At 65.1% G+C, this 13,806-nt stretch carries 15 protein-coding genes; 8 read left to right on the forward strand and 7 right to left on the reverse strand.

What is annotated here, in order from left to right; genetic code table 11:
• Positions 1–105: 105 nt before the first annotated feature.
• The 4 genes from IVB07_RS33645 (at position 106) to IVB07_RS33660 (ending at position 2,933) form a co-directional block, all read left to right on the forward strand.
• Entirely contained in the window at positions 106–1,125 is a 1,020-nt protein-coding gene (locus tag IVB07_RS33645) for a flagellar motor protein MotA (protein WP_247767397.1), read from the forward strand.
• 4 nt (positions 1,126–1,129) lie between these two features.
• Positions 1,130–2,158, forward strand: a complete 1,029-nt coding sequence (locus IVB07_RS33650; protein WP_018454615.1) for a peptidoglycan -binding protein — start codon at positions 1,130–1,132, stop codon at positions 2,156–2,158.
• Positions 2,158–2,604, forward strand: a complete 447-nt coding sequence (locus IVB07_RS33655; protein ID WP_018454616.1) for a GNAT family N-acetyltransferase — start codon at positions 2,158–2,160, stop codon at positions 2,602–2,604. The genes IVB07_RS33650 and IVB07_RS33655 overlap by 1 nt, the downstream gene beginning before the upstream one ends.
• Before the next feature lie 110 nt (positions 2,605–2,714).
• Positions 2,715–2,933, forward strand: a complete 219-nt coding sequence (locus IVB07_RS33660; RefSeq protein WP_018454617.1) for a hypothetical protein — start codon at positions 2,715–2,717, stop codon at positions 2,931–2,933.
• A gap of 15 nt (positions 2,934–2,948) precedes the next feature.
• Here IVB07_RS33660 and IVB07_RS33665 read toward each other — a convergent pair whose 3' ends face one another.
• The 4 genes from IVB07_RS33665 to IVB07_RS33680 form a co-directional block, all read right to left on the reverse strand.
• Complete coding sequence (locus tag IVB07_RS33665; protein WP_157642917.1) at positions 2,949–3,119, reverse strand: hypothetical protein; 171 nt, start codon at positions 3,117–3,119, stop codon at positions 2,949–2,951.
• A gap of 146 nt (positions 3,120–3,265) precedes the next feature.
• Positions 3,266–3,439, reverse strand: coding sequence for a hypothetical protein (locus tag IVB07_RS33670; protein WP_018454619.1), 174 nt, complete (start codon positions 3,437–3,439; stop codon positions 3,266–3,268).
• Positions 3,440–3,464: 25 nt separating this feature from the next.
• Positions 3,465–3,674, reverse strand: a complete 210-nt coding sequence (locus tag IVB07_RS33675; RefSeq protein WP_018454620.1) for a hypothetical protein — start codon at positions 3,672–3,674, stop codon at positions 3,465–3,467.
• A gap of 422 nt (positions 3,675–4,096) precedes the next feature.
• Positions 4,097–5,923 (reverse strand): ABC transporter ATP-binding protein/permease, encoded by a 1,827-nt coding sequence (locus tag IVB07_RS33680; protein WP_018454621.1) that lies wholly within the window; start codon positions 5,921–5,923, stop codon positions 4,097–4,099.
• Between the two features lie 220 nt (positions 5,924–6,143).
• Between IVB07_RS33680 and rpmE the strand changes: the two genes are divergently transcribed.
• Positions 6,144–6,371 carry a 50S ribosomal protein L31 gene (rpmE, locus tag IVB07_RS33685; protein WP_018454622.1) on the forward strand — a complete coding sequence of 76 codons (228 nt, stop codon included), beginning with the start codon at positions 6,144–6,146 and terminating at the stop codon, positions 6,369–6,371.
• 88 nt (positions 6,372–6,459) lie between these two features.
• Here the strand turns inward: rpmE and IVB07_RS33690 are convergent, their stop codons facing one another.
• Entirely contained in the window at positions 6,460–6,969 is a 510-nt protein-coding gene (locus IVB07_RS33690; RefSeq protein WP_018454623.1) for a DUF1465 family protein, read from the reverse strand.
• 524 nt (positions 6,970–7,493) lie between these two features.
• Positions 7,494–7,685, reverse strand: a complete 192-nt coding sequence (locus tag IVB07_RS33695) for a DUF1192 domain-containing protein (protein ID WP_018454624.1) — start codon at positions 7,683–7,685, stop codon at positions 7,494–7,496.
• Positions 7,686–7,796: 111 nt separating this feature from the next.
• Between IVB07_RS33695 and IVB07_RS33700 the strand changes: the two genes are divergently transcribed.
• Positions 7,797–8,795 carry an NAD(P)H-quinone oxidoreductase gene (locus IVB07_RS33700; RefSeq protein ID WP_018454625.1) on the forward strand — a complete coding sequence of 333 codons (999 nt, stop codon included), beginning with the start codon at positions 7,797–7,799 and terminating at the stop codon, positions 8,793–8,795.
• Positions 8,796–8,949: 154 nt separating this feature from the next.
• Entirely contained in the window at positions 8,950–11,826 is a 2,877-nt protein-coding gene (locus IVB07_RS33705) for an EAL domain-containing protein (protein ID WP_026232774.1), read from the forward strand.
• A 13-nt stretch (positions 11,827–11,839) separates the two neighbouring features.
• Here the strand turns inward: IVB07_RS33705 and IVB07_RS33710 are convergent, their stop codons facing one another.
• Positions 11,840–12,109, reverse strand: a complete 270-nt coding sequence (locus tag IVB07_RS33710; RefSeq protein ID WP_018454627.1) for a hypothetical protein — start codon at positions 12,107–12,109, stop codon at positions 11,840–11,842.
• A gap of 144 nt (positions 12,110–12,253) precedes the next feature.
• On the opposite strand from IVB07_RS33710, the gene IVB07_RS33715 reads away from it, so the two are divergent.
• Complete coding sequence (locus tag IVB07_RS33715) at positions 12,254–13,750, forward strand: diguanylate cyclase (protein WP_247294148.1); 1,497 nt, start codon at positions 12,254–12,256, stop codon at positions 13,748–13,750.
• Positions 13,751–13,806: the final 56 nt, after the last annotated feature.

The raw sequence follows: 13,806 nt of genomic DNA on the forward strand, positions 1-13,806 counted from the left end.
CTTGGGTTCCCCAGCTCTCCCCGAAATCGGCGCATCCGGCGCTTTTTTTGGGCTGGCGCTGTGCCATAGTGCGCGCCGCAAGCAAGTTAACGGATGATACCGGCCATGCCGCCAGGCGCCTCGCCCCGCTCCTCCCTCGACATCGAATACACCAAGCTATCCTCGCCCAGCGTCTTCCTGGTGCGGATGCTGGTCTTCCTGGTGCTCTGCACCCTGGTGGGCGTGGTGCTCTATAAGCAGATCATCCAGGCCTTCTTCGCCAATCCCGGCCTCAATGCCCTGATCGGCGGCGTGCTGTTCATCGGCATCATCCTGGCCTTCCGCCAGGTGATCCGGCTGTATCCCGAAGTCTCCTGGGTCAACAATTTCCGCATCGCCGATCCCGGCCTTGCGCCCGCCCGCCACCCCAAGCTGCTGGCGCCGATGGCGATGATCCTCGGCGGCGAGCGCACCGGGCGGATGTCGATCACCCAGACCACCATGCGGCACCTGCTCGATTCGATCGCGACCCGCCTCGACGAGGCCCGCGACATCTCCCGCTACATGACCGGGCTTCTGGTCTTCCTCGGCCTGCTCGGTACCTTCTGGGGCCTGATCGAAACGGTCGGCTCGGTCGGCAAGGTGATCGACGGGCTCAAGGTCGGCGGCGATTCCGGCGCCCTGTTCGACACGCTGAAGGAGGGGCTGGCCGCCCCGCTCGGCGGCATGGGCATCTCGTTCTCGAGCTCGCTGTTCGGCCTCGCCGGCTCGCTGATCCTGGGCTTCCTCGACCTGCAATCGAGCCAGGCGCAGAACCGTTTCTACACCGACCTCGAAGACTGGCTTGCCACCACCGTGCGCGAATATGGCAGCGGCGAGGTGGCTGTTGCCGGCACTGGCGGTGGCATTGCCAGCGGCGAGCTTCAGGCCGTCGTCGAGCGCTTACGCTCCGTGCTCGAGGAAGGCAGCGGCAGCCGCAGCACCACCGCGGCGATGGCGAGCCTCGCCGAAGCCATCCAGGCGCTGGTCTCGCATATGCGGACCGAGCAGCAGATGATCCGCGAATGGGCCGACGGCCAGGGCGAGCAGAACCGCGAGATCCGGCGCCTGCTGGAGCGCATCGCGCGTCAGCCCGAGAAGGGTTAGCGACATGGCACTGGCGCGCGGTCGCCGCGGCGATACCTCCTTCAACTACTGGCCCGGCTTCGTCGACGCGCTGTCGACGCTGGTGCTGTCGATCGTGTTCCTGCTGTCGGTGTTCCTGGTCGTGCAGTTCTTCCTGTCGCAGGAGGTCACCGGCAAGGACAAGGCGCTGGAGCAGCTCAACGCCAAGATCGCGCAGCTCAACGAATTACTGTCGCTGGAGAAGCTCGGCAAGCTCACGCTCGACGACCAGGTCTCGTCACTGAAAGCCGGCCTCGCTTCGGCCGAGAGCGAGCGCGACCGCATCAAGGGCCTCTATGAGGGGCTCGCCGCGGCCGGCAACGATGCGCAAGGCAAGTCCTCCGAGCTCGGCAAGGCGCTGGATTCCGAGAAGGCGGTTTCGGCCCGGGCGCTGGCGCAGATCGAGGTGCTGAACCAGCAGATCAGCGCGCTGCGGCGGCAATTGGCCGCGCTGGAAGAGGCGCTCGACGTTAGCGAGAAGCGCGACAAGGAATCGCAAAATCGCATCGCCGACCTGGGCTCTCGCCTGAATGTCGCCCTGGCGCAGCGCGTGCAGGAATTGTCGCGCTATCGCTCGGAATTCTTCGGCCGCCTGCGCGCCATCCTCGGCAACCGCCCCGACATCCGCATCGTCGGCGATCGCTTCGTATTCCAGTCCGAAGTGTTCTTCGACACCGGACAGGCGGTGCTGCTGCCCGAAGGCCGCGCCGAGCTCGACACGCTCGCAACCGCGCTGATCGATCTCGACAAGAAAATCCCGAACGAGATCCCCTGGGTGCTGCGTGTCGACGGCCATACCGACGTGCGCCCGGTCAACGGTCCGAACTTCAAGTCGAACTGGGACCTCTCGGCCGCGCGCTCGATCTCCGTGGTGCAGTACCTGATCTCGCTCGGCGTGCCGGCCCAGCGCCTGGTCGCCGCCGGCTTCGGCGAATTCCAGCCGCTCGACACGGCCAACACGGAGGAAGCCTACAAGCGCAACCGCCGCATCGAGCTGAAGCTGACGGAGCGGTAGTGAGCGCCCTCCACCTCCGCCGTTACCGTCCCGAGGACGAGGCCGCCTCGATTGACCTGTGGCATCGCACCTGGCAGCAGGCCTATCCGCAGATCGACTTCGCGGCCCGCCTGGACTGGTGGCGCGAGCGCTGGCGCAAGGAGCTGGTGCCGAAGGCTTCGATCGTGGTCGCGGAGCAGGACGGCGCGCTGACCGGCTTCGTCACCATCGACGGCGACGGTTATCTCGACCAGCTCGTGGTCGATCCCGCGCACTGGGGCTCGGACGCGGCGCGGCTGCTGGTGGATGAGGCCAAGCGCCTGTCACCGGCGGGCGTGACGCTGCTTGTCAACAAGGACAACAGCCGCGCCATCCGCTTCTACGAGCGCAAAGGCTTCGCGCATGCCGGCGACGAGGTGAACCCGACCTCGGGACGTCCGGTGCTGAAGATGATTTGGCAACCTTAGATTCTGGCGATCTTGATTCGGGACGCGTGACGGCCGTCACGTCGGGATCCCAGGACGTCAGCTAGTCGTTGTGCCCGCAAGTTGCGCCGGCAAGCGGATGGAGATGACCGATGAAATTGAGCGATCTGGCCAAGGGGTCTTCGGTCCTGCTCGGCGTCATCGTCGCCGGATATGTTTCGACGAGCTATGTCGACCAGCACCTCGCCACGCCGGTCAAGACGACGAGTGCTCCGACGAATGGCCTTGGGCCATCGGCCTGCGTTGATGAGGACGGGAGCTGGAAGAACTGGCCATGGCCGAACGTGCCGGCGCTGTCGCCGAAGTGCTGATAAGCAGTGCTGCCGTCAACTCGCCGCGGTGCGCTCTCGGCTCAAGCGGAGTTCAAGCTCGAACTGCCAGCTTTCGGCTTGGCGGATCGCGCGTTGGCTGTCTTCGCGAAGCCGGATCGACTCATCGATCGCTCGCTGCGCCCGCTCCAAAAGTTCGTGGGTTTCCTTGCTGAATGGCGGGGCCATGAGGCGCACTCCCATTGAGGCGGGAGCACAAATCATCTCTCAGGCACCGACGCCTACGGACGAGCCTTTGGCCGGCGATACCTGATTAGGCGCCACATCCGGGGGAACTGCAAGGTTCATCCACTCGGCTCAGGGCGCGGGCTGCCCTATCCGAAATTCCGGAAGCCCACGATGGGCAATCCGAAACTCAGCACAACGATGACGCCGCTACCAGCGACAACAAGCAGCGCCGCTTTCCACCCCGCAAGGCCGCGCATCTGCTGTCGAATAGCGAACAGGATGAGGAGGATGAACAGTACCGGACCGATCAGAACAATCATTCACAACACCGTCCACTCCGTCAGCTCAACGAACAACGCCTGCCGCATCGTTCTTGCTAGGAACCACCCAATCGATTGCGAGCAGGCAACTTTCGACGACAATGAAGGCGGCCAGACCGCCGAGCCAACCGAAGAAGACCACGGAAAAGGTAGCAAGCAAGAGCGCGCAGAAGACGTCGGCGACAAGCTTGCCGTTGCGCTCGCCTCGGGTCTGGTCGGCTGTCGAATAAGGCATTTGGCGTCTCCTGGGTCGGCCCGAACCCTAGCTTCAGCAGCCGCGGCCGTCCACTCCCTCCGGGCGCGCCAACGCTGTCCGAAATTCCGGAAGCCAACGACGAGCATTCCGAAACTCATCAAAACGACGACGCCCATGTTCTGCGACAGCCAGCAGCGCCGCTTCCATCGATCACCTTACGATGTGGCCGATTCGAATCGCGCAGCCGATCAGATCGACAAATGTCCGCTATCGACCCGGCTACGAAGGGAGACCACGTGGTGCGACGCTCTCGCCAAAAGCTCCGCTGTCATTCCCCGCGGAGGCGGGGAATCCAGTACGCCGCGGCTTATCGCTTGATCACTTCCGTCTCGGAGTACTGGATCGCCCGCCTGCGCGGGGGATGACAGCCTGAATGAAGCGGCAGTCCAGACTACCTCGCCTCACGCCCCCTCGAACTGCAACCTCGCCAGCCTGGCATAGAGCCCGTTCGCAGCGACGAGCTCCGCATGCGTGCCCTGCTCGACGATCCGGCCCTGGTCCATCACCAAGATGCGGTCGCACGACAAGACGGTTGCGAGGCGGTGCGCGATGACGAGCGTGGTGCGGTGGCGCATCAGCTCTTCCAGCGCGGTCTGCACCAACGTCTCGCTTTCGGCATCGAGCGCGGAGGTGGCTTCGTCCAGAAGCAGCAGCGGCGCATCGCGCAGGATCGCGCGCGCAATCGCGATGCGCTGGCGCTGGCCGCCGGACAGCGTCACGCCGCGCTCGCCGAGCGGGGTGTCGAAACCTTCGGGCAGGCGGCGGATGAACTCGGCGGCGTGCGCCAGCTCGGCCGCGCGCTCGACCTCGGCATCGGTGGCATCGGGCCGGCCGAAGCGGATGTTGTCGCGGGCACTGGCCGCGAACACGTTGGATTCCTGCGGCACCAGCGCAATGCGCGAACGGAATTCACGGGGATCGGCGGATTTGACCGGCACGCCGTCGAGCGAGATCGCGCCGCTGCGCGGATCGTAGAAGCGCAACAAGAGATGAAAGATCGTGCTCTTGCCGGCGCCGGACGGACCGACGATCGCGACCTTCTCGCCGGGACGCACGGCGAACGACACGGCATCGAGCACATTGACGTCGCGCCGCGCCGGATAGGCGAAGCTGACCTGGTCGAAGCCGACTTCGCCGCGCGCCGGCACCGGCAGCGCGCGCGGCGACGCGGGCGCGGTGATGTCGGGCTGCACATGCAGGATCTCGAACAGGCGCTCGGCAGCGCCTGATGCCGCCGAGATCTCGCCCCAGACTTCGCTGAGCTGGCCGAGGCCGGCCGCGGCGAAGGCCGCATAGAGCACGAACTGGCCGAGCCGGCCCGGCGTGATGGTGCCGGTCAGCACGTCGTGCGAACCGATCCAGAGGATCGCGACCACGCTTGCGAACACGATGAAGATGATGATGGCGGTGAGCACGGCACGCGCCTGCGTGGAGGTGCGCGCGGCTTCATAGGCCTGCTCGACCTCGCCGCCGAAGCGCCTCTCGGCGAGGCTCTCGCTGGTATAGGCCTGCACGGTACGGATCGCACCGACCAGCTCGCTCGCATAGGCGGAGGCCTCGGCCAGCGTGTCCTGCGCGTTGCGCGACAGCCGCCGCACCCAGCGCCCGAAGGCGACCAGCGGCAGCACGATCAGGGGAATCGCCAGCAGCACGAATCCCGACAGACGCGGGCTGGTGATCACCATCATCGCCGCGGCACCGAAGAACATCATCAGATTGCGCAGCGCGATCGAGACCGAGGCGCCAACGGAGGATTTGATCTGCGTGGTGTCGGCGGTGAGGCGCGACACCAGCTCGCCGCTGCGCGCGGAATCGAAGAAGGCCGGCGACAGCGAGAGCAGATGGGCGAAGACGTCGCGCCTGAGATCGGCGACGATGCGCTCGCCGATCGTCATTACGAGGTAGTAGCGCGCGGCACTCGCCAGCGCGAGCACGGCGACGACGGCGATCATCACCGAGAAGTAACTGTTGATCAGCTCGATGCCCTCAGGCGTCAGGCCGAAATCGATCATCCTGCGCACCGCGACCGGCACCAGCAGGGTGGTCAGCGCCGCGATCGTCAGCGCGACAAAGGCCAGCGCCGCCCGGCCGCGATAGCGGGCGACATAGGGCGCGAGCGCCAACAGCGGCCGCAGCTTCGCGCGGCTCTTCGCCGGCGCCTCGATCAGGTCGGCCTCGATCGACGGGGCTTCCGCGGGCCCGGTTTCAAGCCGTTCTACTGCGCTCATGAGATCCGACCAAAAGACAAAGAGAAGGTGGTCCGTCCCAAATAGGCCGGGCGAGCGGGAGTGGCAAATCCGGGAAGTCCCTTAGGGGGCAGCCCGGCCCGCTAAGGCCCTCAAAAGGCTTGCAATGGCTTGTTTTACAGGGGCCCGTGGGGTATAGACCCCGCCAAATCCGTCATTCGATAGCCACTCAAGTGAGGCGCCGGGGCGCCGAGGAATTGCCATGAAAGCCGAAATTCACCCGAACTATCATACGATTAAGGTCGTGATGACCGACGGAACCGAGTACCTGACCCGCTCCACCTGGGGCAAGGAAGGCGACACGCTGAACCTCGACATCGACCCCAAGTCGCACCCGGCCTGGACCGGCGGCAACGCGCAGCTGCTGGATCGCGGCGGCCGCGTCTCGCGCTTCCAGAAGAAGTTTTCGGGCTTTCTCAAAAAGGATTGATCCGGCCCCTCGAGGCTGGAGACGAAAACGCCCCCGGAGAGCCGGAGGCGTTTTTTGTTTTGGGGGCGCTCGTCGCGATGACGGGAGCTTACCGCTCGAACGCCGCCTTCAACGCGTTGAGATGCGGCACCAGCGGGTTGCCGATCGAGGAATGATCGACCGGCGGGGTGTGGATGGTGTTGTCCAGGCGGCGCACGCGGGTCTGAAGGCTCATCGAGCGATGGATCAGGTCCTGGAGCTGCGACGGCAGCTTCTCGATGGTGTCGGTTGAGCCGGGATCGGCGGCGGAGAGCTTGACCTTGGTCTTTTCGCGATTGGCCTGGCCCAGCGTCATCTCGCCTTCCTTCACGGCGCGGTGCAGCAGCAGCCACGAGGCGAGCTGCATCAGGCGGGTGGTCAGACGCATGCTCTCGGTCGCATAGGTGAGGCTGACGGCACGATCGAGCGCCTTGGCCTCGGTGCGGCCGGCGCCATCGAGATAGGCGGCGGTCTCCTCGACCAAGTCCATGCCCTCGCGGAAGAGGACGCCGAACGCCGCAGAATTGGTGAACCGCTCGCTGAGTTGAACGAGAGCGCCTTCGGCTTGCAAACGTTCCATGGTTAACGCCCCTTACGCAACTGTCTGACGCCCGGCTTTGGCACCGGCTTATGATGAACAAATCATTGCGCGGGCGAGACGCCGAGTCCAGTGACAAGCGCGGATATGGTTTCCGCGGGTCTTTGCCCGGAATTCAACCGCGGCGAGACGCAAAAAGGCGGAGCTGGGCGCAAAAAAAGAGCCGCCGGAAAACCGGCGGCTTTGAAAGTTGATAACAGGGAGGCGTCAAACAGAGTGGACAGGAGCCACTCGGTGTCCAAACGAGGACAGATCCCAGTCATAAACTCGAAAGCTTAATGTGGAGTAAACGAGCGATTATCTTGAGGGTTCGTTAGCCATGTCGGTCAGTGGCCGAGTGGGCCCGCGGAACAAACTGCCCGTCATGCCCGGGCTTCCACGTCCTCTCCTTCGGCGAAAGATCAAGAACGTGATGGCCGGGACATAGGCGAGCGGAAGCGACGCCGTCCTTCGGACGTGCCCGGCCATGACGCCGTGGAAGTGGCTGGCGCTCCTCTTCCAATCCGCTACTTCTTGAAAACGCTGTTGGCCGCATCACGCGAGGCGCGCTTCTTTGTTGCGGCTTCTTCCAATCTTGCGATCTCGCCCTTGAGAAGCGCGATGCGGTCGGTCAGTTCCTCCACCGACAAGAGTGAGAGATCCTGTCCGATGTCATGGCTGATCTTCTTGCGCGGGCGGTCGTCGTCTTCCATCGCCATCCTGGTTCCTCCTGCGTTCGCCTCACAAGCGGCTGAGGCGGTTGCCAGCCTGCACCGCGCTGGCTAAGCAATGGCCTCGTTCCATCCCGCACCTTTGCTCAAGGACACATCATGGACAAGCTGCCCGCGCAAATGACCGTGGTCGCCATCTCGAAACCCGGCGGACCGGAGGTGCTGGTGCCGGAACAACGGGCGCTGCCGCAGCCCGGCCCCGACGAGATCCTGGTCAAGGTGCAGGCCGCCGGCGTCAACCGGCCCGATGTCGCGCAGCGCTCCGGCGCCTATCCGCCGCCGCCCGGCGCCAGCGACCTGCCCGGCCTCGAAATCGCCGGCGAAGTGGTGGCCGTCGGCAGCAACGCCAAGCGGCACAAGATCGGTGACAAGGTGATGTCGCTGGTCGCCGGTGGCGGTTATGCGCAGTACTGCATCGCGCAGGACGGTCAGGCGATGAGCGTGCCGCCGTCGCTGTCGATCAAGGAAGCCGGCGCACTGCCGGAAACACTGATGACGGTCTGGCACAATGTGTTCGAGCGCGGCGCCCTGAAGGCCGGCGAGACGCTGCTGATCCACGGCGGCTCTTCCGGCATCGGCACCATGGCGATCCAGCTCGCAAAAGCTTTCGGCGCCAAGGTGATCGTCACCGTGGGATCGCAGGACAAGATCGATGCCTGCCTCAAGCTCGGCGCGGATCGTGCCATCAACTACAAGACCGAAGACTTCGTCGCCGTGGTCAAGGCGGAGACCAACAATGCCGGCGCCAATCTGATCCTCGACATGGTCGCCGGCGACTATGTCGATCGCAACTATGACGCCGCAGCGCTCGACGGCCGCATCGTGCAGATCGCGACCCTCAACGGGCCCAAGGTCACCGTCAACATCGCCAAGGTGATGGTGAAGCGCCTGACCCATACCGGCTCGACGCTGCGCCCCCGTAGTAATGCGGACAAGGCGGCGATGGTGGCCGCGATCGAGGCGAAAGTGATGCCGCTTTTGCGCGAAGGCCGCGTCAAGCCGCTGATGGACAGCACTTTCCCGCTGGAAAAGGCATCCGACGCGCACCGGCGGATGGAAACCTCGGCACATATTGGCAAAATTGTGTTGGAGGTCTAGGCCAACGGCCCACAGGGCAAGCCGGAAACCCTTTGATTTTCCTTGCTTTCGTGGCATCTATCGCGACGCACCGAACCACCTTGTTCCGTTCGGAAAACGCCGTGCACCGAAGAGCCTGCACCGAAGAGTTTGCGTCGAACGCGGAGAACTGACCTTGCGTCTGATCAGGTGCCTCGCGCCCATAGCGCTGGGCCTCATGATTCTCGTCTGCGCGTTCCCGGCGCGCGCGCTGGACGCTGTCAGCGTCCGCGGTGACGCGCCCGCGATCGACCTCACCGGCGTGCTCGAGCATCAGCGCAGCGACGCCGACCGCATCCAGGTCTCGACCGCGCCCGGCACCGACGGCATCGTCCGCCGCATCGAGGTGCGCGCCCGCGAAGGCGGCCAGAACTGGGTGGTGTTCGCGCTCGCCAACAACACCGACGACCAGCTCGACCGCCTGATCGTCGCTCCGCATTACCGTATCGTCTCCTCGGGGCTGCTGTGGCCCGACCTCGGGCTGTCGCGCATCGCGACCATCACGCCCTCGACCGGCGACCGGCCGGAGCGGCAGGAGAGCCCGACCGCCGACGTCTTCCGCGTCACCCTCGATCCCGGCGCGGTCGTCACCTTCGTCGCGGAGCTGCGCACCGACAAGCTGCCGCAGCTCTATCTGTGGGAGCCGGAATCCTACAAGGACAAGGTCAACTCGTTCACGCTGTACCAGGGCATCGTGATCGGCATCTCCGGCTTGCTGGCGCTGGTGCTGACAATCCTGTTCGTGGTCAAGGGCAGCATCATGTTCCCGGCCGCCGCGGCGCTGGCTTGGGCGGTGTTGGTCTATATCGGCGTCGATTTCGGCTTCTGGGGCAAGGTGCTCGACATGTCGAACAACGCCGAGCGCATCTGGCGCGCGGCGGGTGAGGCGATCCTGGCGGCGACGCTGCTGGTGTTCCTGTTCGCCTATCTCAATCTCAGTCGATGGCACGTGCGCTATTCCCACATCACCGTGGGCTGGCTCGCGTTCCTGGGATCACTGGTGGCGCTGGCCCTGTTCGACCCTGCGGTGGCCTCCGGCATCGCGCGCATATCGCTGGTGCTGATTGCCTTCGCCGGCTTCGCGCTGATCGTCTATCTCTCCACCCACGGCTTCGACCGCGCTGTGCTGCTGATCCCGACCTGGTTCCTGCTGGTGGTCTGGGTGGTCGCGGCCGGCATGACGGTCGCAGGCTCCGTCACCAACGACATCGTCGGCCCTGCGCTGCTCGGCGGCCTCGTGCTGATCGTGATGCTGATCGGCTTCACGGTGATGCAGCATGCGTTCGCCGGCGGCGGCGCCACCACCGGCGTCGTCTCCGACATCGAGCGCCGCGCGCTGGCGCTGGCCGGTTCCGGCGATTTGATCTGGGACTGGGACGTGTCCGCCGACAAGGTCTTTACCAGCCCTGAGACCGAGGCCCTGCTCGGCCTCAAGCGCGGCACGCTGGAAGGCCCGGCCGCCTCCTGGCTCGAAGTGCTGCACCCGCTCGACCAGGACCGTTTCCGCGCCGCGCTCGACAGCGTGCTCGACCAGCGCCGCGGCCGCTTGGTGCAGGATTTCCGCCTGCGCACGCCGGACGGTCACTTCATGTGGTTCGCGCTGAAGGCGCGCCCGGTGGTCGGCTCCGACGGCGAGGTCTCGCGCGTGGTCGGCACCCTCACCGACGTCACCGAGCTGCGCAACGCCGAGGAGCGCCTGCTGCACGATTCGGTGCATGACAATCTCACCGGCCTGCCCAACCGCAAGCTGTTCATGGACCGGCTCGGCGCCGTCGCGCATTTCGCCAAGACCATGCCGACGCTGCGGCCGACGCTGATGGTGATCGACCTCGACCGCTTCAAGCAGGTCAACGATTCCGTCGGCATCGCGGTCGGCGATTCCATCCTGCTGACGCTGGCCCGCCGCCTCACCCGCATCCTGAAGCCGCAGGATACGCTGGCGCGGCTCGCGGGCGACCAGTTCGGCTTGATCCTGCTCTCGGAGCAGGACCCCGCCCGCATCACCGCCTTCGCCGAGACCATCCGCAAGACCATCCGCGCGCCGATCGCCTTCAACGAACGCGAAATCTTTCTCACGGCCTCGATCGGCCTCGCCTTGTCCGATCCGCAAGTTCAGCTCACGGACGAGATCATCAAGGACGCCGAGCTCGCGATGTATCACTCCAAGCGCATCGGCGGCGACCGCATCGACGTCTACAAGTCCGCGATGCGCGCGCGAAAAACCGACCGGCTGACGCTGGAGAGCGAACTGCGCCGCGCCATCGAGCGGCAGGAGCTCACGATCCTGTACCAGCCGATCGTGCGGCTTGAAGACCGTTCGGTCGCCGGCTTCGAGGCGCTGGTGCGCTGGGATCATCCCAAGCTCGGACGCATGGCGCCCTCGGAATTCATCACCATCGCGGAAGAGACCGGCCTGATCATCGACCTCGGCATGTTCGTGCTCGACCAGACCGCCAAGCAGCTCTCGATCTGGCAGCGCGCGATGCGCTCGCGCGAGCCGATCTTCGCATCGGTCAACGTCTCCTCGCGCCAATTGCTGCGCCACGATCTGATCCACGACATCCGCACCGTGCTGTCGCGCTCCTCGGTCGCGCGCGGCACGCTGAAGCTGGAGCTGACGGAATCGCTGGTGATGGAGAATCCGGAGCACGCGGCGCAGATGCTGACGCGCATCCGCGAACTCGGCACCGGGCTGTCGCTCGACGATTTCGGCACCGGCCATTCGTCGCTGGCCTATCTGCAGCGCTTCCCGTTCGACACCATCAAGATCGACCAGTCCTTCGTGCGCACCACCAACCGCGGCACCCGCCCGGTGATCCTGAAGTCCATCATCGCGCTCGCGCACGACCTCGGCATGGACGTGGTCGCCGAAGGTGCCGAGACCGATTCCGACGCGGTCGAGCTCTACCAGATGGGCTGCGAATACGCGCAAGGGTTTGCCTTTGGCGAACCCATGGATGCCGACGCCGCGATGCGCCTGCTCACGGAAGTGCGCCTGGAAGCGGCGAGCTGACTTTCCCTTCGCCTCAGCCAGGCCTGCGCCGGTCACTCTTCAGCTTGGTGAACCGCACGCTCGCACCGTCCGGCATCCGCATCGCCTTGAAACCCGCGGCGAGGCAGGCTTCGCGTTGCGGCATCTGGATATCCGGGCTGCGCAGGCTGTCCCACCATGAGGCACGATTCGCCGCGCGCGGCAGGGCCGCGCCGATAATCTCTTCGATCTGTTCATAGGTCAGCACGAATTCCGCCTGCTTCTGCCGCATCAGATAATCGCGCAACGCGTCGTAGTCGTTCACCGCTGTCCTCTTCGCTGGTCGAAGCTCCGCTTTGCCCAAAAACGTGAGCCGCGGAAACCAATTTTTAACTCATTCCGGCAGCGCCGTCCCGGCTTAAACACTACTCAAGCTTTCGGGCGCATTCACTGGTGTCGGGAGCAAACGATGTTGTCTCGATGGCGCGACGTCACGGCCCGCCGGCCATGGCGGCTTTCGGCGAAGCTGCTGATCATCTCGTCCGTGGTGACGGTGATCGGCTTTTCCGCCATTTGCGTCAACGTCATGCTGGACATGCGCCGCGGCGAGGAGGCGCTCGCCCGCCAGACGCTGGAAAACCTGGCGACGACCATCGAGTCCGACGTCAGCCGCAACATCGAGATCTACGATCTGGCCCTTAAGGCGGTCGCCAGCAACATGCTGCTGCCGGAAATCGCCACGGTCTCGAAGCCGATCCGTCACCTCATCCTGTTCGACCATTCGACCACGGCGAGGCATTTCGGCGCGATCCAGGTGTTCGACGCCGACGGCCGGTTGACCATTGACGCCTCGACGCTCGATCCCGTTGTCGTGAACCGGGGCGACGAGGATTACTTCAAGGCCCATCGGGACAATCCGCAAGCCGGGCTCTTCATCAGCCGTCCCATGCTGTTCCGCGGCGCTTATTCGATCGTGCTGAGCCGGCGCATCAGCGATACCGACGGCGGCTTTCTCGGCGTCGTCGCCGGATCGATCCGCTTCAGCTATTTCCACGAATTGTTCGAGCGGCTGAGCCTCGATCCCGACGATACCATCACCGTGCTCAGGCGCGACCGTACCGTCATGATGCGGCGGCCGTTTGATCTCGACGTGATCGGCACGAATCTGGCCGACCGGCCGGTCTGGAAGGCCGAAAATCTGAAGGTCGGCAGCGCATTCGCCGGACAGGGGCCGATCGACGGCACGCCGCGGCTCTATGTCCGCAGCGGTGGGACCAGCCCGCTATTCGTGGTGGCAGGTAAGCCACTGAACACCGTGTTCGAGCTCTGGCAGAGGGAAGCCTACCGCATCGGCGCCGTGGTCGTGGCGCTCAGCCTGTTCATGCTGGCATCGACGCTGGTGCTCGCGCGCGAGATCGGCCGGCGCGCCGAGGCCGAGCGCAAGCTCGAGGAGATGGCGACGACCGACGCGCTCACCGGCCTGAAGAACCGCCGCAAGTTCGACCAGGTGATCGACGTCGAATGGCGCCGCGCGATGCGGCAGCAGACGCCGATCGCGCTCTTGATGATCGATGCCGATCACTTCAAGGCCTACAACGACACGTTCGGCCACCAGGCCGGCGACCAGGTGCTGGTCGGCATCGCCATCTGCATTTCCGATTCGGTGAGCCGCGCCGGCGACTGCGCCGCGCGCTATGGCGGTGAGGAATTCGCCGTGCTGCTGCCGGGCACCTCGGTCACGGACGCCCTCCTGGTGGCCGAGACGATCCGCGCCAAGGTGCAGGGATGGTCCGACGACCACACGAGCTCGACGGTGTCCTGCGGCATCGCGAGCCTCGTTCCCACCACCGGCATGGACTGGCCGATCCTGGTCGCCGCCGCCGACAAGGCGCTCTACGCCGCAAAAGCCGGCGGCCGCAACCAGTCGGTGGTCGCAAGCTTGCCGAAGCTGTCGCTGGTGGCGTGAGGGTTTCGTTCCGTCATTGCGAGCGAAGCGAAGCAATCCAGACTGTCTCCGCGAAG

The organism is Bradyrhizobium sp. 172, from assembly GCF_023101065.1.
Classification (GTDB): domain Bacteria; phylum Pseudomonadota; class Alphaproteobacteria; order Rhizobiales; family Xanthobacteraceae; genus Bradyrhizobium; species Bradyrhizobium canariense_D.